The organism is Shewanella sp. SM23, assembly GCF_025654295.1.
GTDB lineage: Bacteria > Pseudomonadota > Gammaproteobacteria > Enterobacterales > Shewanellaceae > Shewanella > Shewanella oncorhynchi.
Window position 1 is genome coordinate 169,002 of record NZ_JAKKRM010000007.1, and the last position, 24,957, is coordinate 193,958.

Below are 24,957 nucleotides of genomic sequence, written 5' to 3' on the forward strand. Positions count from 1 at the left end.
CTGTATGCAATTCCAAGCTAATCCCTCACAATTTACCACTGGATATAGCATCACACTGTGTCAGCGTTAACTCAGGTTCGGCCATCAATTGATCTGAAATCCAACGTCAACAGAACCTAAATCGCTGATAAGCCAAACACTCAATCATTTTATGGCTAATGTGTTAAGTCTACCTAATACCAGCTTAAACACCGATGGAAACAAGATTAAGCTTTGATCATCTGAGGATTTTTAAACATGACATTTTCAGTGATAACCCTCAATTTCGCCATTTAGAATCAAGAGGATTGAATTTTAGCGGGTATTTTAGTCTATCTGTGTCATTAAAATGTGGAATTGGCAAATAAATCGCCCTCGACTAAAGTCAGATAACTTAGCGTCAGGTAACGGTATTTTTAAATCGGAGCGAAAATGAAACCAGTCATACGATGGATAAGCTTAAGCTTGTTACTAATAGCAGCATTAAGCGCTTATGCCTATGGCAGCGCCACCAGTGCATTGGTGTTCATCATCTTAGGCATGCTATTGGAAGGGACATTTTGGATTGGATTACTCGGTAAGCGAAAAAAAAAATAAACAGCCTCAGTTAATTTGCAGCTAATGCGTGATTCGCCCTAACGATCCCAGTGTGAAATCGGCGCAGGCATAGCATAGGCATACCCCTGTTGATAATCGCATCCCAATAAGGTTGCCACATCAATGTGCGTCAAAGTCTCCACACCTTCACAAACAACCTGCATTCCTAATCGCTGTAAATACTCAACTAAGCTCGTCAACATACGCATTGAATGTGAAGAGCGACAAGCTTGCAGCAAAAGGGAACGGTCTAACTTGATGACATCATAGGGCAATACCATCATACGCAAGAAATTACATTCTTGGGTGCCAAAATCATCCAGTACGATGCTGGCTCCTCGTGCCCGTAACATTTCAATCAATTCATGCTGTTTATCATCTAATAAAGTGTGTTCTAACACTTCAAACCAAATTTTGATGCACAGCACTTTTGCTTGAAGCAACAGCATTTGTAATAAATTTTGGTAAGTCACACTGTATGGCATAGGATTTAAATTAATGGACAGTATGCCAACGCCTTGATCGGCTAATCGAGGTAAGTCTTTGATAATCGACCTCAACATCCATATATCAATATGCAAAGCAGCATTTTTATCTAACAATAAAAAATCAATACCTGTATATGCATGACGCTTGGCATCCCAACGGCGTGCAAGTGCTTCATATCCTATAACGGTTTTATCAACCCCGATAATAGGCTGATAAAAAGGCATAACCACATCAGACATAATGCAGCTTGCAATATCTTCACTCACTTTTTTACGCTTAACTGACAGCATAGATACCTACAGAATATTAATATATCTGACTTATTTTTAACTAAATTGGCACTCGTTTCTATCAGATAAATCCTAAAAACAAAAAAATCACTGCACTTTATTATAGGACTATTCCTATTAACGCATAAAAATCATCCATATAAAATACAGCTAAAATGTTGTTCCAATCGAACAGCAACATCAACCAAAAATGAAATAAAGGCAACTCAATACAAGGTAACTCAATAATAATGCGATTATATTTAGCGCTGTTTGGTATTATTTTTTATAGTTCTCAAGTTTATGCTGCGGCAGAAATAAGCATAGGAACCTTATTTGACTATATGCCTAGCAATAAAACCACTTATTTGAAAAAAATAATGAACATAGGTGATTCAACCGCATTTATTAAAATATCGATTAACGAAATAAAATATGATGAAAATGGCCAACCCTATGAAGTGCCAGAACAGGAAACAGAAAACCGCGCCTTGATAGCGAGCCCGTCTCGCTTAATTATCCCAGCCAAGGGAGTACAAGCAACGAGATTGTTATTCTTAGATAAAAAAGACACAGAACGTTACTTTAGAGTTCGCTTTGTACCAGTGCAGCCAAAAAACAATGATGGATTTGATGAGCAAAAAACTGAAAAAATTCGTGAAGAACTCACGGCCGGAATACAAATACTAACAGGTTATGGGGCATTTTTATTTATCACCCCAGAAGAACCTAAATACTCAACTGAAATAACGGAAGACACAAATAGCGCAGAAATAAAAAATAACGGGAATACGACTATCATTTTAGATTTTTTTGAATCATGTAACAAAAAAACCAAAGAGTGTTCCACAGCGACCAAATTGCACATCTTACCCGGTTCAAAAAAACAACTGGTAAAAAATAGTAACGAAAGCTATCACTTTCAATTGATTGAAGGTGATAAAACCAAAAGCATAGTTATTGGTAACTAATGCATCCTAAAGGAGACTGTAATGAAAATATGGAAAGCGGCCCCAATAACCTTATTAGTGGCCATGAACTCATTTGCGGCTGAAAAGATTGAACATCAAGTCACTGTGATTGCACAAATTCCGTCAGAGAACTTTTTTGTGCAACCAACAGGCAATGATAACTGGATCAACAGCCAGCAAAAGTTAGCATATAACGCCCATACAAAAAAGCTAGATCAATTAAATAAGCAACTAGAAGTTAAAAGTACCATTGGTGCTATTACAGGTTACTTATCAAACCCAGCCATTATCGCCAGTGGCAATGATAATATTGCACTAACAGTTAAAGTGGGCGGTATTGAACTGAAGACATCTGCGACAGAATTAGTCGATGTCGACAATGCTAAAACGGGTAAAACCCTTGGACTAGAGATCATTCCAACTGTCCCAGCAAGCGGCTATGTCGCAGGTAACTACCAAGGCATGGTCAATATGATTTTCGAATCTGAAGCACCACCTAAAAAACCATAGAGATTTATTAAGTTAAATTTCAAAAAAGCTCCCGCAAAGGGAGCTTTATTAATTTTCAAGTTAACGACTCATGCTTTTCATTTTTTCGATATGAGGCAACACACTTGTCATCTTTGATCCTGACTATTCTGATCGCAACGCTAATCTTTAGCTCTTGCTCTTTGGCTAATAACACGCCATCGGACTCGCTCAAGCTGCTAAAGCAATATCAAGACTTACCTGATGGATTTTCTGAGCATTTTTTCAATGCCCCATTAACAGTAAGAATCACCATTGATAATAAATTGCTTGGCGAAGGTGAAATAGTGTTAGGACTCGATACCAGTGTGCAACTATTAAAACTCATAGACGTGAGCGAAAGCGATCTTGACGAACGTCAGCAACAATTATGGATAGCGCAATTAAACCAAAAACATAAGTTGGGTTTGTGCTCAAAAGGCTGTCAGGGCGGCATATTAGCGATTGAATATAATTTGGAGAACTCTCAATTATCTATTTTAACGGCCAATATCGAAAAGCAGCCATCAAACTCACACTACTATGCCTTGCCTGAACAAGGCAGCTACGGCGCGCTATTTCGACAACAACTCAATTGGAGTCAATCCAATGAGAGCGATTACGCAGGCCGTTATAATTTGCAAGCCCAAGCAAGTTTAGGCCAGTGGACCACACTGCTTGAAGGTGAAGTCACTCAAAATAATGAAGAGACACTCAACTCGACTATTCAACAGTTGTATACAGAACACCAAAACGAAGGACACTTCTATCGACTCGGGTATTTCTCCCCTTATGCCCAAGGTTTAGTTCGTCAGCCCATCATTTATAGCGGCAGCTCACAAGCTGTGATGGGCGTGATGTTGGGTGACTCTAATCAGTTATTGGTCGATCAAGCCTATGCCAGTGCCACACCCATTTATGTCACTCCGAATCGTGCAGGTGTGGTAGAAATCTATCAAAATGGACAATTGATCAACTCGCAACAGATTAACGCTGGCTTACAAGCCATTGATACTAAAGTATTACCATCTGGCATATATGAAGTTGAAATTCGGATTCTAGAAGATGGCCAAGTCACTGAACGTCGTCGAGAAATCATTAACAAACCCATTCAATGGCAAAACACTGAAGAACCCTTTCGGGTGAACTTGTTTGCTGGAGAAAAGTTACAAGATATAACGAATTGGGATGATGAAAGCAGACGCGGACTCAGCACGGGGGTACTCGCAAACTACTTATTAACACCGGCGATCATCCTTGGCGCCGCGGCTCAATTTATGGATAAAGGTTGGCACTACAGCATTTCGGCTGATTGGGACTGGAACCAACAACTGCGCTTTTTTGGTAACTGGGTGATGAATGAACAACAGGGCAGCGATTTTGATTTACAAGCAGTTTATAGCTATAGACACGGCAGCTTTGTACTCAGCCATCAGCAACAGCTCAATCAATCGCAAAGTAGTGATATCACGAACTCTAATCCCCAAAAGACGAGTGTATCTTTGCAACATAACTTAGGAAATGGTCACTCTGTTTCGGCCTATTTGTCACATCAATCCGAGCAAGGTCAAGGAATTGACTTAGGTTGGCAGTACAGCGGCAAACTCTGGGGACGCCAAATGAGCTGGAGTTTAAATGCGTTCGATCGTCCTGGCAGCATTAACACTTCAGCCCAGCGCGACCAAGGCGGAGCACTTTATTTCAGTATGAACTTAGGCGCTCAAACGCGTCGAATGGGTGGTGGCTTAGGCAGCAGAACTTCACGTTCTGGCGGGCAAGAACAGCATGCCTATGTTGATTACCAACAGCAACTAGACTGGCGTGGCATTGAAACCATAGGGATGGGGCTAAACACGGATAGCTATGGGGTTGGTGCAACCGCCAATAGCCGCTTTAGCAACGATATTGTTAGCGGGGATGCCTATGCACAGTCATCGTCCTATAACAGCGGCATCACAGGCGGCATAAACCTCGATAGTATGGTTGCACTGGGGCAACAGGGTGAACTCAGCATCTCAGGCCAAAGCCAAAACCACGATGCGGGCATGATAATCGATGTCATGGCTGATACCCCAGACATCATTTTACAAGCAGAAGATGAGCACGGTGGCAGTGTCACCTTAAAGCCTGGGCGCAACTTAGTGCCAGTGACCGCCTATCGCAGTGGTAGCGTACAACTCGCCATACAGGACTTTGATGACACACCTTCAGTCATCCAACCGAGCGTATTGCACTACCACCTCAATAAGGGAGGCGTCAGTTACCAACAAATCAGAGTCATGAAGACTGTCACTGTGATTGGCCGCTTAGTGAATCAACAGGGATTGCCGCTTAAAGGCGCGCTTATCGCCAACCATGCGGGGCGCAGCTTGAGTGAGGCCGATGGCTTTTTTGCCGTCGAAATGAGTGAACACCATCCGAGCTTGCAAGTGGAGTATCAAGGTATACAAGAGTGCAACCTTGAACTCGATTTACACCGAGTGAAACGTGAACAGAACCTATTGCTATTAGGCAATATCACTTGTAATGCCCAAACATGGGCACAACAAACATTAACAGAGAACCTAGCCAAGTGAATTATCGTTACGCTTTATATGCATTGTTGGGATATTTGCTACTCAGCCCATTAACAGAGGCAGCTACCATTCAGGTTACTGCTGAATATAAACCTGCGCCCTATGATATTAATGGTAGTAAGTTTATTAACACTACACCATGTTCAGTTCCTGAAAATATGACTGGTGATTTCTGGTGTAAAGGCACCGCATCTTTAGAAAATGAGCAAGCAATAAAAATAGAGACGACAATATCATCAAAACTAATTAGTAATGATGGAAAACTAGAACATGCTATTACTTATCAAAAGTTTACTGGCGAAAAAACTGTAGAGCTGACAAAAAAAGGGAGTAGTAAAACACACAAAATGAAATTTAAACTAACGAAAATTGGAGCATCTCAAACCCCGAACTTAATAAAAGAAGCAGGAGAAACCGATAATTTTTGGTTATATTATGTTCAAGGAGATTGCAACTTCAGATTAAATACCTGGGCAAGCAGTAGCATTTTAGATTATTTTTATGACATAAAAAACGCTAACCAACAGTCTGGAGGCATTTGTTACAACAATAAATTTAACCCGAAATTCACATCATCAAAGAATGTCACCCTTCAAAGGATTTATATTGGTTATAAACTGCAACCTCCCGATCCTTTAAAAATGGAAAATGGTACTTATAAAGGCAATATAACCCTGAGCCTTGGACGCAATAAAGATCTCGACTTTGGTGATGCAACCTATTCAGACTCAAACGTAACCATAGAATTTACCTTAAGGGTCACGCATCAACTTAAGTTAGAATTCCCTGCTGGCAGCAATAAAGTAATCTTGCAACCGCCTAAGGGCTGGGCACCATGGATGAACAGCGGAAAAACACCGCCCAACTTAAAGGCTGAATTGCCGTTTAAGTTTTGGTTTAGCGCACCATTTGATGTTTCATTGAGTTATTGCCAATATCAAAACAATGGCCAGTGCCAACTTAAAAACATTAAAAACAGTCACAAAACAAATATAGAAATCAGTTATATAAATGGTATAGGAAAATCAGTGCCGCTATCGACATCAAAGTACCATTTTACAAATACAGATGGGGAATATATCAATGTTGCAAGAAAGCTATTGTTTGAAATTAACAAAACCAACTTAACTGAAATGATGAAATATCCAGGAAGCACTTACCAAGGGGATGTAACTATTATGTTTGAGGCTGAAATCCCTCCATTTTAACATTAAAATAATCCCTGTTGCTGTGCATAATGAAACAATTCACTGTCACTTTTTAAACCGAGTTTTTGCATCGCATTGGTTTTTTGGGTACTTATGGTTTTTACACTGCGGTGTAAATAGCTGGCAACTTGAGTCACTGACATGCCGTTTGCCAGTAAACGTACCACTTCTATTTCTTTCAGTGAAAGTTCAACTGGGATGGTATATTGATTAATACCTTGTTCATTTAATAATTCACGGACAGTTTCGCCAATGTAAACAGAACCTAATAATACTTTTTTAACTGTTTTCTCTAATTCGGCAATGACTGATTTTTTTAATAATAAGCCTTGTATTCCAATCTGTAACAGCGCTTGTAATACACCTAAATTATGTACTTGGGTCAATACTATTATGGGTAAATTTGGATATTTTCGTCTTAGCTGTTTAATCATGGCCATACCGTCGACATTGTCATCATTAGGCATACTAAAGTCTGTGATCAATAAGTCACATTCATGTTGTTCTAATGTACGCCATAATTCGGAAACATTATTTGCTTCAGCAACAATGTCACAACTTGGCTGCATTTCAGCCATCAAACTACGCACGCCAGTGAGTATAATAGGGTGATCGTCGGCAAGGATGATCTTAAAAGCCATATATAACTCCTCGTGATAATGTGAACTTATGGATGCCTTATCTATACTACTTGGCATCGGTGTTTTTTTCGAGACTTAATACACTTTGGTCATAGAGATGAGTGCGACTCAAAAAATGCGTTACCAACTTCTTTGCATCTTCAGTTGCTTATCCCTGCTATGCATGACTTTTATCACTCATGCCGAACAGCCCAAAACCACAACAATTAGAGTAGGCGTACTCGCCAATGGCTGGGGACCTTTTCAACAAATTAATGACCAGATAACAACGGGATTTAGTGTCGAACTCATACAACTGCTCGCCAAAAATCTTAATTACCAAATTGACTGGAAGGTTTATCCCAATTGGATGAGCCTCTATTCTGCTGGCTGTAATGGGGAAGTCGATGTCTTGCTTGACGCTTTTCGTACTGTTGAACGTACTCAATGCCTTATGTTTAGCCGCTCATACTACACCTCCCCCACTGTTGTCGTTATTCGTTACGACAGCCGATTTTTTCGCGATGTGAGTGAATTTGGCCAAGCTCGGATTGCCGTTGAAAAAGGATTCTCGACGGAGAAATTAGTCAAACTGCATTATCCAACCGTAACAGAAGTAACATTTTCTAATACAGAACAAGCACTTTCCTCCGTCATTGATAAAACGACCGATGCCTATATCGGTAATCTTCATGTTGCTAACCAATACATTAGTGCACACCCTGAACTTCTTATCGTTGCCCAAGCCCCCCTGATGATGGAAAACTTACATTTAGGGATCACGAAGAACAATAGCCTGCTTGTAACACAACTCGATAACGCCTTAATGGCTCTGAGTGTAGAAGAGCGCAATGCTCTCGAAGTAACTTGGCTGGGTATGGGTGATCTTCATTTTTTAGGCCACAGTAATTTTCTACTTAGACCCAATGAACGCGAATGGCTGGCAGGTTTACCTTCACTCAGAGTCGGATTTGTAAGTCATTGGATGCCATTCTCTTCGGTTAACAATAAAGGCATCTTGGTTGGTTTACTTGCTGATTATCTTGAACAATTCAGAGAAAAACTAGGGCTTGATTATGCGGCACAAAAAACCAGAACGTGGGATGAAATCCAAACCGCACTCGTTAATCATGAGATTGATCTCGCCATTATTCCAACACGATTGAAAGCACAATATCCAGACTGGCACATGAGCGAAGTGTTTACGTCTTTCCCTATTGTTATAGCCACTGCCCGCAACAGTCCGCGAATCGCGGGGCTGTCAGAACTGAACTTTCAACGCGTGGTCATCACAGATAATCTACTGCTGCCAAGCATTAAAAAAGCCTATCCGAATATCGATGTTGTAGTTTCTGCCAATCCCGACGAAGGTCTGACCTTAGTCGCAAAGGGCAAAGCAGCGGCTTACATAGGTAATTTGGCCGTTGTGACTATGCTTATCGACGACAAATTTGACGATGAATTACGAGTAGCGGCACCAACGCCTTATAAAGATGAACTCGCTGTTGCCGTTCGTGAACCTTATTGGCCACTTATCCCATTAATTAACCGTGTTTTCTCCAGTATGAGTGAGAAAGAAAAACAGCAGATCCGCAATACTTGGCTAGCCGTAAATTACAGCGAAGGCATCTCTTGGCACACCTTACTCAAAACACTACTGCCGATTGCGATAGGTTTACTGCTTTTCATTGGCGGCTTAACCATAGCCTATTTAAAACTCAGGCAAGAAATCAATAAACGGCGCATCGTCGAAAATGCTCTAGCCATCGCAAAAGAAAACGCCGAGCAAGCCACTAAAAGAAAAGCTGAATTTCTCGCAGCCATGAGCCATGAGATCCGCACGCCCATGAATGGGCTCGTGGGTATGGCAGAGCAACTCAGCTTTACCCCTCTTGGTATAGAACAAAAACAAATGGTGCAAATCATTAGTAATGGCGCGGAAGAAATCCTCCAGATCATTAATAACATTCTCGATTTCTCTAAAATAGACATGGGAAAAATGCGTCTAGAATCGACACCAATACTATTGCGTGAAGTTCTCGATAGTACGCTTAATATGGTCATGAATGATTTACGCACTAAAGGCTTAAGCCTCTACTTACACGTTGACCAAGGCGTAGCAGCACGGGTAACAGGAGACAGTCTTCGTATAAAGCAAATCCTATTCAATTGGGTAAATAACGCCATTAAATTCACTGAACGCGGGTTTATTGAAGTCTCAGTCAAGCTTGAAGCCGAACAAGAAGGTCAACAATTACTGCTCATTGGCGTACAAGATACGGGTATCGGCATGAACACTGAGACTCAAGCGCGAATATTCAATATTTTTGAGCAAGCTGATGTCTCGACAACACGTAGCTATGGTGGTGCAGGTTTGGGCCTTGCCATTAGCCATACACTCGCCGAAATGATGGGCGGCGACATCATCCTGAATAGCGCCCCTCATTTAGGCACATTTATTGGTTTACGCATTCGGTTACCTGTGGTGGCTCAGAATGAATTTGATGAGCAATTACAGGGATTAAAAGCATATATCGCCATCGGCGATATAAAACTACGTCACACTTTATCTTGGCATTTAGCTTCATTAGGCATTGTATTAACAGAGAATAAAGCCAATGCAGACCTGTTGTTTACTGATAATGCTTCGGATGATCGGCAACACATACTCTGCACTCACTTTAATGAAGCACTGGGTTATAGATATCAAAATGAGCAATGTTTATTGAATGCAAATCCCTTAACATCGCAAGCTGTGAAGGATGTGTGTTACATCAACATGGGGTGGATTGATACTATAGTCTCAACCCCGCAAAGGGATATTCAATTTAAGTTTAACTGGCCAGAATGCAAAATATTATTAGTTGAAGATCATCAACTTAATCAGATATTGGTGCAGCGACAGCTGAAACAGTTACGCCTAACATGCGATATCGCAGATAACGGTGCCCAAGCGCTCGCCCTCATGCAAAAGACTCAATATGACTTAGTGTTATGCGATTGCCGCATGCCAGTGATGGATGGCTACACTTTTTGCCAACAAGTGAGATCGCAGGAAATCGAGGGGCAACATATTCCCATCATCGCACTCACGGCCAACGTGCTAAATGAGCAGAAGCAAAGGTGCATCGCAGTTGGGATGGATGACTTACTGGCAAAACCACTGCACTTAGATGAGCTGTATGAAATGCTTTTGAAATGGCTACCGTCTGCAAAACCAGCACTTATCGATATAAAAATATTAGAGGATGCCTTTGGTCGGGAAGAGACATTAAGCAAAATGCTATTAATGTTTAAAACTGAGCTCGAAACCTCACTTCAGGATATTCAACTTAAAACACCTCAACTTGCGGATAAGATCCATAGATGTGCTGGAACTATCAGTATGTTAGGGCTCACATCAATAGCAGAGCACGCTTGGATACTCGAAGAAAAAATGAGGCAACAGGGAAATAATAATGCTGAAGCGGAATTGGCTCAATTTCAAACGACAATAGCCCAATTGATAACTGAGCTAGACGCGATAATGCGAAATCGCACCTAATATGGTGGCAGGTTTACTCAAAGTTATCATGGTGGACTAAGGGCTAAGCTATTCCAAAATATGAATTTGTTCGGATTTGAGTGCCACCGTAGTTTGCATCCCCTTAGTAAGAGCAAGCTTTTGGGCAAAATGCAGCGAGACTTCAGTGTTAAGTTGTAATGGGGTGCCAGTGACGTAGCAGATAAGCCGAACGGATTCGCCCATCACCAGCATAGCGTCGATCGTGACATCTAATTTATTAAAACTGCGGCATAAACGCCCTTTGGAAATCGAATTAAAACGAATACCTTGATTGGGGATAACCCAACGGACTCGACTTCCCACAGGGCGCTCTTTGCCATAGTCGCAGGCAATTAGCTGCTCACCAAATTTAAGCCAAGTGAGATTTTTAGTGCTGTCTTGAAATACCACTTCACCATCAAAAATATTTCTTAGCCCCATCTGCCTAGCCACAGCTTCATTTCGTGGCCGCGATAACACCTCGAAAGGTGCACCTTGCTGTAGCATCTTGCCTTGGCTGATCAAAATCATCGAATCAGCCAGCAGTAAGGCTTCATTTAAGTCGTGGGTGACCATAATCACTGGGCAAAGTAACTGCTCTTTGAGGCGCGCAAGCTCAAGGTATAAACGCTCGCGAGTTTCCCTGTCCACCGCAGAAAAAGGCTCATCCAGCAACAAAACCGACGGTTCGCGGGCAAGCGCTCTGGCAAGCGCAACGCGCTGGCGTTGGCCGCCCGATAAATGCGCCGGTAATCTATCGGGTAATCCCTGTAGATTGACCCGTTCGAGCCAATCTTTCGCGCGCGGTATGCGTTCCGCCTTGGGAATATGATCAAGCCCAGCGACTACATTTTCTAAGGCAGTGAGATTCGGAAATAGCCCAAAATGCTGCGGCATATAACCGATATGGCGTTGCTGCGGGCTTAAGGCGATACGCGCTTTATCATCAAACCAAGGCCGATCGCCAAAGTGGATTTGTCCCGTATCGGGATGATTCAACCCAGCGATCATCCGTAGCAGCGTGGTTTTTCCACCGCCAGACGGCCCTACCACAGCAAGTACTTCACCCGCTTTACAGCGAAAATCAGCGTTGAGTTTAATGTGTTTATGATTTTGGATCTGACACTGCAGATCAGCGATGATTTGCGCCACGCTGACCTCCTAAACGCCGCGATAGACTGGTTGTTAATGCTAACGCCGTCACGGCAAACAGCAATAAGACTAATGACATAGTGCCAGCGGCATTAAAATCGAATGATTGCACACTGTCATAAATTGCAATCGAAATCGTCTTAGTCTCGCCAGCAATATTGCCGCCCATCATCAGCACAACGCCAAACTCCCCAAGCACATGGGAGAAGCACAGAACTAATGCCGTGAGCACACCCGGCCACACCATAGGCAATTCAATTTTAAGTAGAATTTTAAGTCGACTCATGCCGCAACAAGCGGCTGCGTCGCGAACATCATTAGGTACAGTTTCAAAGGCGCGTTGTATCGGCTGCACAGCGAAGGGAATATTAACTAAAACAGAGGCGATAACCAGACCTGAAAAGTGAAACACGAGTTGCTGACCTATGACTTGCTCAATCCATTGTCCGAGCCAACTTTGACTGCCAAGCCCCACCAGCAAGTAATAACCAATCACAGTTGGCGGTAATACTAAGGGCACCATGATCAGCGCCTCGATCCAAGATTTGCCGACAAATTGACGATAAGCTAATGCCCGTCCAGCCAATATAGCTAGAGGAATCAACACTAAAACTGTGATACCACTCAGCTTGACCGATAACCAAAGTGCCTGCCAATCCATCATGGTTGCTCTGGCAATGAAAAACCATAATCGGCCAAAACACGACGAGCACTATCGGCTCTTAAATAATCGTAAAAATGCTGAGCAGTTTCACCCGCCTTGGCCATTAATGCCATACGCTGAAACAGTGGACTATGCATTTTTGCTGGCACTATGGCGTAATTGCTATGTTTGGCAAAAGTAGGAGACATAGCTAAAGAGAGCGCAATAATCCCGCCCTGGGTTGAACCACTAATCGCAAACTGCCCTGCTTGGGACACATTTTCCCCAAGGATCAATTTAGGTTGAATTGCATCCCACAACTGCACAAACTGCAATGCTTCTTTGGCCTTTTCGCCATAGGGAGCGTGATCAGGATTAGCAATAGCAAAACGGGTAATTTTTCCTGCAGCGAGTGCATCGGCTAACCCCTTAAGTTCAGGATCAACGGACAAACGACCTGTTTTAGGTACAACAATAGCGAGTTGCCCTTGGGCATAAAGAACGCCGGCATCGCGGGCAACGCCAGCACTATGCAATTGCTGAATATATTTTTCATCCGCAGATAAAAATAATTCATAGGGCGCACCGTTTTGGATTTGAGTAGCAAAATTGCCCGATGACCCATAGGATATTTTTACTTTTAGCCCAGTTTCATTGGTAAATTTTTGGCTAATATCATCGAGGGCAAAACGTAAATCTGAGGCAGCGGCAATCGCGGGAATCGCTGTATTATCCGCCGCTCGACTGCTAGATGGCACGACCGCCAAGTACCAGAGTAATGCAAAAACACAGGTATGGAAGAAACGGGTCAAACTCTGCATTGGGTCACCTTAGTGCAATATCCGCGCGGGTCTTAAACTGGCAAGCTGCGTTGCGACTACGAGTATCTCTGCCACGCGACTAGTCTTTGTGTTGCCATAGCTTAGCCGCTTGTTCATCGGCATCTTTCGCTTCAACCCAACTTTTACCTTGCTCGCCCGCTTCTAATTTCCAGAATGGCGCTTTGGTTTTTAAAAAGTCGATTAAGAATTCACAGGCAGCAAAAGCGGCCTTGCGATGGGCGCTGGTTACGCCGATAAACACAATCTGCTCACCCAGAGCCATAGTACCGACACGGTGAATAACCGTCACTTTATTGAGCGGCCAGCGGCTACGCGCCTCGGCAACGATTTGTTCTAACACGGCTTCGGTCATACCCGGATAGTGCTCTAAGGTTAAGTCTGTCACCGCGGTCCCATCGTTAAAATCACGCACTTTGCCGACAAAAGTGACTACGGCACCATCGCTATCATCTTGAGCTAGCTGGCGATATTCGTCAGAAACACTAAAATCGACCTCTTGCACTCGAACTGCGGGTAATAAACGCATATTAACCTCCTGTAACCGGTGGGAAAAAGGCGACTTCATCACCATCGTTTACAGGCGTATCCCATTGACTAATGGTCTGATTTACCGCCACCAGCAATTTGTCAGAGGTTAATACTTTAGCCCATTTGTCGTCGGTTGCCGCCAGCGTTGCCCGTAATGCTTCGGCAGTTTGTGTCTGCTCGCTCGCCTCTAGGCTTAATTTAGCTGTGCCCAACAATTCTCGAACTTGAGCAAAAAACAACACGTTAATCATAGTCTTCTCTCGTTTTTGATACGCTAAACCTTAAAATGTCCCGACTTGCCGCCACGCTTTTCCAACAGACGGACTTGGGAGATCACCATATCTTTTTGCACGGCCTTGCACATGTCATAGATAGTTAACGCCGCCACTGAAGCTGCAGTTAACGCTTCCATCTCTACGCCCGTTTTGCCGGATAACTTGCACAGGCTAGTAATACGCACGCGGTTATGTTCAGGTTGTGCCTCTAAATCGACTTCAACTTTCGTTAGCATCAGCGGATGGCAGAGAGGGATAAGGTCTGAAGTTTTTTTCGCGGCTTGAATGCCCGCAATACGCGCGGTCGCAAACACATCACCCTTGTGGTGGCTGCCACTCATGATCATCTCGAGTGTCGTGCTCGCCATCTCGATAAAAGCTTCTGCACGGGCTTCGCGCTCGGTAACGGCTTTTTCAGTTACATCGACCATATGGGCATTGCCATCGGCATTAATATGAGTAAATACATTGCTCATTGGAGCGATCCTTTAATTGAGGTCAAAACAGGGTACAAGGGAAATTGAGCTTTTACTCGCGCTAAATTGGCTATAGCCACAGACCTAAAATCAGGTCTAGCCGCCAATAGAGGCAAGATGCTGAGTGACACCTGTGATGCCTTGATGCAAGTAATGGGTTTCTTTCTTCTGGGCTAATTGACCGTGCAGACGCTCAATTAATTCCGCTTGCTGGTTAGAATGCTGTAGCAGATCACGTAAATCGACACCGGATTCCGTAAAGAGGCACAAGTGCAATTTACCCTTAGCAGATACCCGTAAACGGTTACAGGTAGCACAAAAATTATTGGCATAGGGCATGATCAAGCCGATACGGCCCTGATAATCGCTGCGGCTGAAATTTTGGGCTGGACCATCGGAGGCGCTTGGCGTATCTAATTGCCAGCCATCTGCCAGTAACTGTGCTTTGATGTCGGCGCCCGCTAGGTGATGGGCTTCAAAATACTCACGACCAAGACCCGTTTCCATCAGCTCGATAAAACGCAGGTCGATTGGCGTGTGTTTAATCCAGTGTAAAAAACGTGGCAAATCTTTATCGTTTAAACCTTTAAGCAGTACGGCGTTGATTTTTACTCGCTCGAAACCTGCTGACAAGGCGGCATCAATCCCCCGCATCACTTCGTCAAACTTATTTTCGCCGGTGATCTGGTAAAACATTTTGGGATCTAAACTATCCACGGACACATTGATACGACGCAAGCCAGCATCGAACCATTCTTTGGCATGCTTTTCGAGTCGATATCCATTAGTGGTCGTCGCAATAGTATGAATGCGCGGGTTATCAGCGACGACACGAATGATGTCGGTAAAGTCTTTACGCAGGGTAGGTTCACCGCCTGTAATGCGGATTTTTTGGGTGCCGACTTGGCTAAATGCGGAGACTAAGTTTTCTATCTCATTGAGAGATAAGAATTTTGGTTTACCTTCAGGATGATAACCATCAGGGAGGCAGTAACTGCATTTGAAGTTACAAACGTCAGTGACTGACATCCGTAAATAGTGAAATTTTCGACCAAAGCTGTCTTGTAATTGAGACATGATCACCTTTCCAAGTGTGGGAGGTGAGAGCATTTCTTATCCCACCCCGGTGGCATTATTACCACGGCTACACCTCCATATCTTTCGACTTAGGCAGGCAAGCTCGGAGAACCGTCGTCGGTGATTATAGGCCGAAAGTACTCACTAGCTATACCCCTAAACAGGTATTTATTAACCTAGATCACGCTAGCGTGAATAATCTGTGACAGTCCTCACCTAAAGATTTGTATTGAATTAGACTAAACAGCAGCTTAATCCACTGTGACCTTATCTTATTTTCAGGTAAGGTGGTGCAAGCAATAAAACGCCCGTTTACAAACTACAACACTCGATAAAAATCGGGGAAACGTGAAGGAAGAGGTGAACTGATGGAACGCGAATCAATGGAATTCGATGTTGTTATCGTCGGTGCTGGTCCAGCTGGCTTGGCCACGGCATGTCGATTAATGCAAATATCACAGGATTCAGGTAAAGAAATTACCGTCTGTGTGGTAGAAAAAGGCTCAGAAGTGGGCGCGCATATTCTGTCAGGCGCAGTGTTCGAGACAAAAGTGCTAGACGAGCTATTCAGCGACTGGCGCGAAAAAGATGCTCCAATAAAAACCGCTGTCACCCACGACGAAATCTACCTACTCAGCTCAGCCACCGACGGCAGAGTCATGCCTAATGCTTTTGTGCCAAAAACCATGCACAACGACGGCAATTTTATTATCAGCGTCGGTAATCTGTCTCGCTGGCTTGCCAATCGCGCAGAAGAACTCGGTGTCGAAATATTCCCCGGCTTTGCCGCCAGTGAACTGCTATTTAACGCCGATAACAGCGTTAAAGGTATTTCAATTGGCGATATGGGAGTGGGTGCCGATGGCGAACCCAAAGACAGCTTTATGCCAGGCATGGAGTTGCATGCTAAATATACCGTTTTCTCCGAGGGTTGCCGCGGCCACTTAGGCAAGCAACTTATCGAAAAATACCATTTAGATAATGGTAAAACACCACAGCATTACGGTTTAGGCTTCAAAGAAATTTGGAAAGTCCCCGCCGAGCAACACGAACAAGGCAAAGTCGTTCACACAGGTGGCTGGCCATTAACCGAGGGCGCATCGGGTGGCGGCTTCCTTTATCACATGGAAGATAACCAGATTGCGGTCGGCCTTATTATTGATTTGAACTACAAAAATCCGCATCTGAGCCCATTTGACGAATTCCAGCGCTATAAAACCCACCCTGTGATTGCTAAGTATTTAACCGGCGGCGAACGCCTTAGTTATGGCGCCCGCGCGATTACTAAAGGCGGCTTAAACTCGCTACCTAAGATGAGTTTTCCTGGCGGTCTTATCATAGGCTGCAACGCGGGTACGTTGAACTTTGCTAAAATCAAAGGCACTCACACTGCGATGAAGAGCGGGATTGTTGCAGCAGAAACCTTAGGTAAAGCCATGATGGCAGGGGTTGAAGGCGGTAAAGATCTCGACTGTTACCAAACCCACCTTGAAGAAAGCTGGCTATACGAAGAATTACATAAATCCCGCAACTTTGGTCCAGCGATGCACAAATTTGGTACCTATTTAGGCGGCGCATTCAACTATATAGATCAAAACTGGTTTGGCGGAAAGTTCCCTATCACACTGCGTGATGAGCACCCAGACTATGCGCAAATGGCACCTGTGAGCGCTTACAGCAAGATTGATTATCCAAAACCCGATGGCAAGCTTAGCTTCGATAAACTGTCCTCAGTGTATCTATCGAGCACTTATCATGAGGAAGATCAGCCCTGCCATTTACGTCTCAAGGACAGCAGCATTCCACTGGGCATTAACTTGACTCAGTTTAATGAGCCAGCACAGCGTTACTGCCCAGCCGGCGTGTATGAAATCGTCGAAGAGGCGGGTCAACCCAAGTTTGTAATCAATGCGCAAAACTGCATTCATTGCAAAACCTGCGACATTAAAGATCCGAGCCAAAACATCACTTGGGTTACACCGGAAGGTGGTGGTGGTCCAAACTACCCCAACATGTAACATTTGGATGATAAATGTAAATAATGGCGCTCAGTGGAGCGCCTTTTTTTCACCTTTTACACGAATAGTTCACTTTTTTTGCTTGCCCTTACTCGCGACATTGGCCACAATTGCCACACAAAAAAGAGTTCGTTTTCAATCACCATCTCATTTCCATCTATACTCTACATAATTAGATCTACAGCAAGACCAACAGGTTAGGCCAAATAAGTGTTCTATACGCTGTTTTATTCGGCAACCGGCCTAGACTAAGGTTAACTTTTAACATTTCTGTCCGATAATCTTTTACCGTACAAGAGTGCGTTGACCGATAACTCAAAATAGTCCAACACAGGCATATTGATATTTATGATATTTAATAACCTCACCATTAAGCAGAAAATTCTGTTAACAGTGACATTTGCAGTACTGTTGTCGACCATACTCGTCGGCGTATTAAGCCAACGTAGCGCTAAAAATGTCGTACAACAAAGGATGTTAGGCTCGGAATTACCGAGCTTAATGATGCAAATTCGCAATAAGATCGATCTCGACATTTCCACTTTGATGAATGCTGCAGAGCAATTGGCCAGTAGCCGCATGTTACTGCAATGGCTCGAAGACGGTAGACCGCAGGCCCAAGAAACCCAAGTCGTAGCCCAACTCAAAGACATCACTCGTCAATATAAGCTAGCGCAAGCTTCCTACGCAGATAGACAAACTGCCGCCTACTACACTCAGGATGGTTTTTTGCGCGTGCTCACTCCTGCGCAGGATGGCTGGTTTTTTGGTTACCGCGACAGTGGCCAAGAACGTATGTTAAACGTATTCACTGAGGCCAACGGCGAAGTCAAACTCTTCATCAACTACCAGCAACCTAATGGTCGCGGTTTAGTCGGGCTCGCTAAATCACTCGATGATATGGTGCGCTTGCTGAGCTCGTTTAAGATTGAAGAAACGGGATTTGTTTACTTAGTGGATGCCAAGGGAGAAGTGAAACTCCACCCAGATACGAGCCAAATTGGTAAGAGCAACCTAAGCAACTTATACAAGGATGCAAGTTCAAGCTCATTATTAAACCGCGGTGATTTCAATCTGATCAATACCAAGATCAATGGCGAAAACATGCTGGTTGCCAGTAGTTATATCGCATCTATGGATTGGTACTTAGTGGCACAAGTGCCAGAAGCCGAAGTGTTTGCGCTATTAACCGAAGCGGCTTATCAGATCTTAATCTGGACACTGATCATTGCAGCGGGCTTTATTGTACTCGCCATCGTGGTGGCAGGTTCTGTGAGTCGTCCTATTGCCCAAGTTGCCGCCATGTTCCACGACATAGGCGAAGGTGAAGGTGACTTACGCCAACGCTTACCTGTTAATGGTGAAGATGAAATTGCGCAACTCGCCAAGGGATTTAACAGCTTTATCAGCAAGATCCAAGATTCGGTCATCGAAGTGGCACAAACCAGCGAACAGCTCGGTTTCTCGGCTAAGGATGTGTCGAATCAGGCACAACAAACCTTAGAAGACAGCCACGAGCAGAAAGATCGCACTATGATGGTGGTAACGGCCATTAATGAAATGGGCGCGACGGTTAACGAAATTGCCAGTAATGCCGCCCAAGCTGCGGTTGCCGCCAGAGATGCAGATACTGAAGCTAGCAGCGGCCAAGTTGTGGTAACCCGTGCCCGCGATACCATTAACCAATTGTCAAAAGACGTTGGCCAAGTGGGTGAAGTGATTGAGTCCCTCGCGACCCACACTAAATCCATCGGCGGTATTTTAGATGTGATCCGCGCTATCTCTGAGCAGACTAACTTGTTAGCACTTAACGCGGCCATTGAAGCAGCACGTGCCGGCGAAGCTGGACGCGGATTTGCTGTCGTAGCCGATGAAGTGCGTAACTTAGCCTCACGCACAGCAGCATCGACTAATGAAGTGCAAGGCATGATCGACAAGCTGCAATCGGAAGCCAGCCGCGCGGTTAATGCGATGGCCCAGAGTCGTACCCGCTCCCACGAAGGCGTTGTGGCCGTCGATGAAGCCAGCAAATCGTTAATTGGCATTAGCGATCGCATTGGTCTTATCAGCGACATGAACATTCAAGTTGCTGCGGCAACGGAAGAACAATCCACAGTTGTGGAGGACATCAACCGTAACGTCACTGAAATCAATGACATTACTCAACGTACTGCCAATACTGCACAAGCGGCGGCACAGGCGAGTTTAGCCTTGAATCAACTGTCACACCGCTTAGATACCTTAGTGGCCAAGTTTAAGGTGTAAAACCTTAAAACTTACGCCATAAAAAACGCCTTAGATGTTTCCATCTAAGGCGTTTTTCTTTAACTCGCAGAGGCAATTAATCCATAGCAATAAATTTAATCGTTAATGGATAGCGATACACTTTACCTTCGCTGGCCTTAATAATCGCCAGCACAGTACACACCAGATCGAATATGCCGAGTATGGCTAAAAAGATGAAACCAATGCCGACCAAAGCTAATACGCCACTGATGATCACATAAATCAACAGGCTCAATTTAAAGTTCAAGCAACTACGGCCACATTGATCAACAAATGCGGACTCTTCACGCTTCATCAGCCAAATGATCAAAGGACCAAGAATAGAGCCCAACGGCACTAAGTATCCAATAAAACTTGAGGCGTATACCAGTAAGCCAAAATCTTTATCACTTTTTGTAACGGGTTCAATCATAGGTCATCCCTGTTTTATCATTTTGAATATAAAGCCTTATTTTCCACTCGGCCCATATAAACGCATTTGCCAATCTTCTACTGTCTGTAATGCTAAGCGGCGTTGTAGGCTATTAACCCAACTCAGCGCTAATCCCTCGCAGGAAGCTAAACGATCATAGGCACTGGCATTAAACGTTGGCGAGAAATAGAGTGACATGGCCTCGGCAACACTGATATCAGTACGACGCTCAACTAATTCAATCCTATCGTTTAACTGAATAATCCCTGGGGTTAAGATTCTATAAAACCAACCACATAATTGGCTTTGCTGCATAGCGAGGGCGAATTCTCTGTGGCCAAATTGCAGATTCAATTTAAAACAAGGTGAACGCGGCTGAGTCACTTGCACTTTTACTGCGCCAATTTGCAAGATATCGCCAATATTGACTTGAGTTTCGTTCAGTCCAACTGTGCTAATGTTCTCTCCCATGCTGGGCGCATCTTCGAGCTGGGTGATTAAGTCCCAACGACGATATTGGCCGTAGTGCTCGCGGGGGAAATGATGTAGCACGCGATCAAGGCCGCCATGGTGTTTTGGATCGGCCTGCGCGTCCCCTTCAACATGGTCGATATGCACTAACAGTTGTTGAGCCGCTTGCTTACCATCAATCCCCGTAGCAACACCGGACATTTCTTGAAGATGAGTTCCTAAGTACAATCCAGACAACTTATTAATCAACAACTTTGACATCTGCAACTCCAAATCAATGACCTATCGCGCATTACTGTCAGAGTGTAAACCGCGATACGCCAATAATACAATCAACCCGCGCCATAACCCACAAAGGTAGGCTAAACATTGCTGCCAAGAAGAACCGAGTAGAGTCTATGAATGATTTAACACCACTTGATTTCGGCCCGCTTCTTTTGCCTGATACAAGGCCAGATCGGCACGTTTGATAAGGTCCTCTGCGGGCTCTTGCACTTGATGCTCAGCAACACCAATACTGGCAGTAATAGAAATGTGTAATCCATTCACTTTAATTTCCCGCTGGGAAATGAGGTCACGGATCTGTTCTGCCAGTTCTGCCGCTCGAGATAAATCCATCTCAGGGAGTAAAATTAAAAACTCCTCACCGCCCCAGCGACATAAAATATCCTGTTGTTGTAGTAAACCACGCAGCATATTAGTCATGGTTTTTAATACTAAGTCACCAATCCCATGCCCATAACTGTCGTTCACTTTTTTAAAGTGGTCGATATCCAGCAAGAGTATTGAAATCGGCGATTGTGTCAGCTTAGCTTTATCTAACGCCTGCCTAAAGTACTCATCAAACACCTGACGGTTAGCGGCGCCAGTGAGCTTATCAGTAGACGCCATAATTTCTAGTTTGCGCTGATAACGACCTAAGGTCATGTTGGAGATGAATAAAATACCTAGGGTCACCATTAGGCTTAACGCCAAATTACCCCAAAACGTATTTAACAGTTCCCGCTCTTGTGGCGCATCCTCCTGCTCAACAATTAAATACCACTTAAACTCAGGAACTAAGCGACTATTGAGATAAACCGTTTTCCCGTTTTTCTGATAGCTGAAGGCGGCACTTGGGCTGGTTAAAATACGCGTAGCCAAATTATCAAGCCCTACGTTCGTTTGCAGCGAATCCGTACCGTCATATTGATCGCCATGCAAAGTGACATTACCTTGCCGGTCGGTAAAGAACACTCGGCGGTTATAACGCTTTTGATATAACTCAATTAAGGCTTTAACCTTTTCAACCGCCAACCCCACACCAGTAACACCAATGAATTTTCCTTCAAAATCAAAAACCTTATAATTCACAAATACTGTTGTCTTACTGCGATCAGCCGTATCGGCATCAATATTGACCTCATAATGCTCAGATTCAGGTAAAGAACGCACTCGAAAATACCAAGCATCGTCAGGCTCTACATCTTGGATTTGTTTTAAAATGCCCGTGGAATGGTAATAATTTCGACTTTTCTCAGACACAAAAAAGCTAGTGACTGTACCGTATTTCTCTTGGATTTCCTTAAGGTAACGAATGAGTTTTTTGGGCTCTTGCTCATGACTTAAGGTCCAATCCCTAACAAAGGTATCCTGCGCCATCAAGGATGAAATAAAGATGGGTCGTAACAAATCCTGTTGAATTTCTGAATAAATATTGTCACTTGTGAGCGGTAAGGTATTGCTCTCTATTTGTTGGCTCAGTGAATCATGGGCTACTTTGTAACTGATACCGCTAGTCACTAAAAAGGCGACCAAAAGCAAAACAGACAGAAGCCAAATAAATTTATTTTTATCATTCCAAGCGTTATTGCCCATTCTCAACTCCAAAGACTACAGAACACCTTGAGTGGCTTATTATTTTAATTTAACGATAACTATTTTAGTTGAATAAATGTTAACGCAATTGCGCCATGGCCGCACAAGATTTCTGTCGTATTGGCGTTCTACGATGGAATAACTTTATTTTGAGCAAAAAAATGCCTCGTTGGGGAAACGAGGCAAAAAACATACTAACCAATAAATGGGAGAAAAGTACAAGAAAACGTTAAGAGACAAGCTATGCGCCACAAGACATACTCTAGCAAGGACGTATGACAAAAAGATGACTCAAACTGGTCACAATAGTACTTATTATGTCGTTTGCTTTGTCTCTAAATACTGTTTTAGTGCCTCACCCGGAATAGAACTATCGGTTGCCACCGCAAATGCCGCCCAAATCGCCCCTTCTGCCATGGCCTCAGTAATCGACTGGCCGATGCAGAGACTGTGGATCAACCCTGCCGCATAGGCATCACCCGCGCCAGTGGTATCAACAACTGTGGCAGGGATAGCAGCAACATGCTGCACTTGATCATGCGTGTAAACCTTAGCCCCATTGATACCATCGGTGACAATAAAGTAACGCAGACAATCGCCACCAATGCTTTTGCCATATTCCCAAGATGCGCCATCACAACGCCCCTGAATATCACTCATGGAGGCCAATAAAATATGACAAGGTCTCTGTCTGTCGTCCTTGGCTAATTGCGCGACCACAAGACAATGTTCTAAAGCTGTTTTTGCCCAGCTGACAGAGCCTTCAGCGGAAGTATTAAAATACAACGCGTCCCATGGCTGCCATTTCGGCGGTACAGATAATTCAAATATGGGTCTTTGTGGCCGAATAATGGTGCGCTCGCCGTCTGGCGTCATTACAAGCAGCATTTCGCATGTATTGCCGGTGCGGCGCTGCACTAAGCGACAATCGAGCCCTTGCGTACTGGCTTCTGCAATGAGCCAATCCCCCATGTCATCACGGCCCACTTGACTCACCAGCGCGACGCTATGCCCTGCCCAGACTAAACCTAATCCGGTATTTGCCCCACCGCCGCCGAGCCTTTGGCCGCCATCTTGATAATGGAAACGTCCACCTGTTTTTAAAGGTTTATCAAGCAGTAAGATCCGATCACAGTTGAGATTGGCAACTAACAGAATATTAGCCATTACACGGCTCCAAAGGGCAAAAAAGCATCAAGGCCAGAAGATAAAAACAAAGAAATATCAATCTAGAGCAAAATGCTCACAGGCACAATCCAATCATCAAGATAGAAACATTATAAGGATATGGCAGCGCCTTGATGTAAGCATTTGTCCCGAAGAAGACGAGGAAAACAGTTATACACTCATACGGTATAACATAGATGTTAACTCTAACACTTTGTTTAAAATAGATTTATAGAAAAGATAACGTCTCAGGACAAAATGAAGCGTAACCATTTTGAAGCCGACTCGATTAATTATCAGTAGACATAGTTAAAATGCATGCTGGATACATATATTAAATTTATGAATGGAATCAAACGCTATGCTAATGGAAATATGGGATACCGCCGAAGAAAAATCTGAGCAGCTACGCCGTTATCAGCTCTGTATAGATGAATTTAATGAATTGAATTTTCACGATGTTTATATTGCAGAAATCAAACAAGAATACCAACAACTTGCTGAACAAGTAAAAGTGCAGTCAACCTCGGATCCCGAGCGCTAACTGCACTTTGCCATCTAGTTACTCACGATAAACCTTCAATTACTTTATTGGCGTCAATGGTGATAAAGACGCAAATTGTACTGTTAATGTCCAATCTGTAATGACCATATCTGAAGGCTGCCAACTATCATCAACCCACTCATAAACCAAGCCAGGGTTTTCCTCTGCGTTGACTAACAAACGCCGTCCATCTTGCAACACAAGCGTATAATCGAGCCCCTGCGCATCGACACTTTCAATGTCCCCCAAGACATTGTGCTTAATGGCCGAAATAGTTCCGGTTGCCTTAACGGCATCGTTTTCCTTTGCACCGCTGTAAAACTTTAACGCCTCGTTTGCGGCAGTCTTGTGAAAAACAAACTCCTCAGTCACACCCACTACGATCGACGGATCAAGCTCATACCAGGCGGGTATCCATAATGCGTTAATTGTCATCCCGTTATATCCTG

General features: G+C 43.8%; 23 protein-coding genes and 1 riboswitch. Of the genes, 9 read left to right on the plus strand and 14 right to left on the minus strand.

The window, feature by feature from the left end:
• The first annotated feature begins 411 nt into the window (after positions 1-411).
• Positions 412-576 (plus strand): hypothetical protein, encoded by a 165-nt coding sequence (locus L5L98_RS11290; protein WP_263140826.1) that lies wholly within the window; start codon positions 412-414, stop codon positions 574-576.
• 38 nt (positions 577-614) lie between these two features.
• Here L5L98_RS11290 and L5L98_RS11295 read toward each other — a convergent pair whose 3' ends face one another.
• Complete coding sequence (locus L5L98_RS11295; protein ID WP_219255002.1) at positions 615-1,355, minus strand: EAL domain-containing protein; 741 nt, start codon at positions 1,353-1,355, stop codon at positions 615-617.
• A gap of 230 nt (positions 1,356-1,585) precedes the next feature.
• Here L5L98_RS11295 and L5L98_RS11300 point away from each other — a divergent pair, with 230 nt between their 5' ends.
• The 4 genes from L5L98_RS11300 to L5L98_RS11315 all read left to right on the plus strand — a co-directional run bounded on the left by L5L98_RS11300 (position 1,586) and on the right by L5L98_RS11315 (position 6,596).
• Positions 1,586-2,305, plus strand: a complete 720-nt coding sequence (locus L5L98_RS11300; protein ID WP_212600251.1) for a hypothetical protein — start codon at positions 1,586-1,588, stop codon at positions 2,303-2,305.
• 21 nt (positions 2,306-2,326) lie between these two features.
• The gene (locus L5L98_RS11305; protein WP_212600250.1) at positions 2,327-2,815 is read left to right on the plus strand and encodes a CS1 type fimbrial major subunit; all 489 of its coding nucleotides are present in this window, start codon (positions 2,327-2,329) and stop codon (positions 2,813-2,815) included.
• 104 nt (positions 2,816-2,919) lie between these two features.
• Complete coding sequence (locus tag L5L98_RS11310; RefSeq protein WP_263140830.1) at positions 2,920-5,388, plus strand: CS1-pili formation C-terminal domain-containing protein; 2,469 nt, start codon at positions 2,920-2,922, stop codon at positions 5,386-5,388.
• Positions 5,349-6,596 (plus strand): hypothetical protein, encoded by a 1,248-nt coding sequence (locus L5L98_RS11315; RefSeq protein WP_168826432.1) that lies wholly within the window; start codon positions 5,349-5,351, stop codon positions 6,594-6,596. Before L5L98_RS11310 ends, L5L98_RS11315 begins: the two co-directional genes overlap by 40 nt.
• A 2-nt stretch (positions 6,597-6,598) precedes the next feature.
• On the opposite strand, the gene L5L98_RS11320 is transcribed toward L5L98_RS11315, so the two are convergent.
• Positions 6,599-7,237, minus strand: coding sequence for a response regulator transcription factor (locus L5L98_RS11320; protein WP_168826430.1), 639 nt, complete (start codon positions 7,235-7,237; stop codon positions 6,599-6,601).
• Between the two features lie 97 nt (positions 7,238-7,334).
• Between L5L98_RS11320 and L5L98_RS11325 the strand changes: the two genes are divergently transcribed.
• The gene (locus L5L98_RS11325) at positions 7,335-10,760 is read left to right on the plus strand and encodes a response regulator (RefSeq protein WP_263140832.1); all 3,426 of its coding nucleotides are present in this window, start codon (positions 7,335-7,337) and stop codon (positions 10,758-10,760) included.
• Between the two features lie 48 nt (positions 10,761-10,808).
• On the opposite strand, the gene L5L98_RS11330 is transcribed toward L5L98_RS11325, so the two are convergent.
• From L5L98_RS11330 to moaA, 7 genes are all read right to left on the minus strand, one after another.
• Positions 10,809-11,912 carry an ABC transporter ATP-binding protein gene (locus L5L98_RS11330; protein ID WP_263140834.1) on the minus strand — a complete coding sequence of 368 codons (1,104 nt, stop codon included), beginning with the start codon at positions 11,910-11,912 and terminating at the stop codon, positions 10,809-10,811.
• Positions 11,893-12,573, minus strand: a complete 681-nt coding sequence (modB, locus tag L5L98_RS11335; RefSeq protein WP_263140908.1) for a molybdate ABC transporter permease subunit — start codon at positions 12,571-12,573, stop codon at positions 11,893-11,895. The genes L5L98_RS11330 and modB overlap by 20 nt, the downstream gene beginning before the upstream one ends.
• Positions 12,573-13,376 carry a molybdate ABC transporter substrate-binding protein gene (gene modA, locus L5L98_RS11340; protein ID WP_263140837.1) on the minus strand — a complete coding sequence of 268 codons (804 nt, stop codon included), beginning with the start codon at positions 13,374-13,376 and terminating at the stop codon, positions 12,573-12,575. The genes modB and modA overlap by 1 nt, the downstream gene beginning before the upstream one ends.
• A gap of 79 nt (positions 13,377-13,455) precedes the next feature.
• Entirely contained in the window at positions 13,456-13,923 is a 468-nt protein-coding gene (gene moaE / locus L5L98_RS11345) for a molybdopterin synthase catalytic subunit MoaE (RefSeq protein ID WP_168826423.1), read from the minus strand.
• Position 13,924: 1 nt separating this feature from the next.
• Positions 13,925-14,176 (minus strand): molybdopterin synthase sulfur carrier subunit, encoded by a 252-nt coding sequence (gene moaD / locus L5L98_RS11350; RefSeq protein ID WP_006079756.1) that lies wholly within the window; start codon positions 14,174-14,176, stop codon positions 13,925-13,927.
• A gap of 23 nt (positions 14,177-14,199) precedes the next feature.
• Positions 14,200-14,676, minus strand: coding sequence for a cyclic pyranopterin monophosphate synthase MoaC (gene moaC / locus L5L98_RS11355; RefSeq protein WP_006079755.1), 477 nt, complete (start codon positions 14,674-14,676; stop codon positions 14,200-14,202).
• Between the two features lie 96 nt (positions 14,677-14,772).
• Positions 14,773-15,753: a GTP 3',8-cyclase MoaA gene (gene moaA, locus L5L98_RS11360; protein WP_105251082.1), complete on the minus strand. Its 981-nt coding sequence runs from the start codon at positions 15,751-15,753 to the stop codon at positions 14,773-14,775.
• Positions 15,741-15,874, minus strand: a riboswitch (molybdenum cofactor riboswitch). It overlaps the preceding gene by 13 nt.
• A gap of 247 nt (positions 15,875-16,121) precedes the next feature.
• On the opposite strand from moaA, the gene L5L98_RS11365 reads away from it, so the two are divergent.
• Both L5L98_RS11365 and L5L98_RS11370 read left to right on the plus strand, forming a co-directional pair.
• A complete protein-coding gene (locus L5L98_RS11365; RefSeq protein WP_263140843.1) occupies positions 16,122-17,771 on the plus strand; it encodes an electron transfer flavoprotein-ubiquinone oxidoreductase in 1,650 nt (549 codons plus the stop codon).
• Positions 17,772-18,119: 348 nt separating this feature from the next.
• Positions 18,120-20,036, plus strand: a complete 1,917-nt coding sequence (locus tag L5L98_RS11370; RefSeq protein ID WP_263140845.1) for a methyl-accepting chemotaxis protein — start codon at positions 18,120-18,122, stop codon at positions 20,034-20,036.
• A 76-nt stretch (positions 20,037-20,112) separates the two neighbouring features.
• On the opposite strand, the gene L5L98_RS11375 is transcribed toward L5L98_RS11370, so the two are convergent.
• The 4 genes from L5L98_RS11375 to L5L98_RS11390 form a co-directional block, all read right to left on the minus strand.
• Positions 20,113-20,469 carry a DUF4870 domain-containing protein gene (locus L5L98_RS11375; protein WP_105251079.1) on the minus strand — a complete coding sequence of 119 codons (357 nt, stop codon included), beginning with the start codon at positions 20,467-20,469 and terminating at the stop codon, positions 20,113-20,115.
• Positions 20,470-20,505: 36 nt separating this feature from the next.
• Entirely contained in the window at positions 20,506-21,201 is a 696-nt protein-coding gene (locus L5L98_RS11380; RefSeq protein WP_198572493.1) for an MOSC domain-containing protein, read from the minus strand.
• A 135-nt stretch (positions 21,202-21,336) separates the two neighbouring features.
• Positions 21,337-22,797, minus strand: a complete 1,461-nt coding sequence (locus L5L98_RS11385) for a diguanylate cyclase (protein ID WP_219254984.1) — start codon at positions 22,795-22,797, stop codon at positions 21,337-21,339.
• 315 nt (positions 22,798-23,112) lie between these two features.
• The gene (locus L5L98_RS11390) at positions 23,113-23,964 is read right to left on the minus strand and encodes a PfkB family carbohydrate kinase (RefSeq protein WP_263140851.1); all 852 of its coding nucleotides are present in this window, start codon (positions 23,962-23,964) and stop codon (positions 23,113-23,115) included.
• A 361-nt stretch (positions 23,965-24,325) separates the two neighbouring features.
• Here L5L98_RS11390 and L5L98_RS11395 point away from each other — a divergent pair, with 361 nt between their 5' ends.
• Positions 24,326-24,508 (plus strand): hypothetical protein, encoded by a 183-nt coding sequence (locus L5L98_RS11395; RefSeq protein WP_113941356.1) that lies wholly within the window; start codon positions 24,326-24,328, stop codon positions 24,506-24,508.
• Positions 24,509-24,547: 39 nt separating this feature from the next.
• Here the strand turns inward: L5L98_RS11395 and L5L98_RS11400 are convergent, their stop codons facing one another.
• Positions 24,548-24,943, minus strand: a complete 396-nt coding sequence (locus L5L98_RS11400; RefSeq protein ID WP_198572490.1) for a hypothetical protein — start codon at positions 24,941-24,943, stop codon at positions 24,548-24,550.
• Positions 24,944-24,957 lie beyond the last annotated feature (14 nt).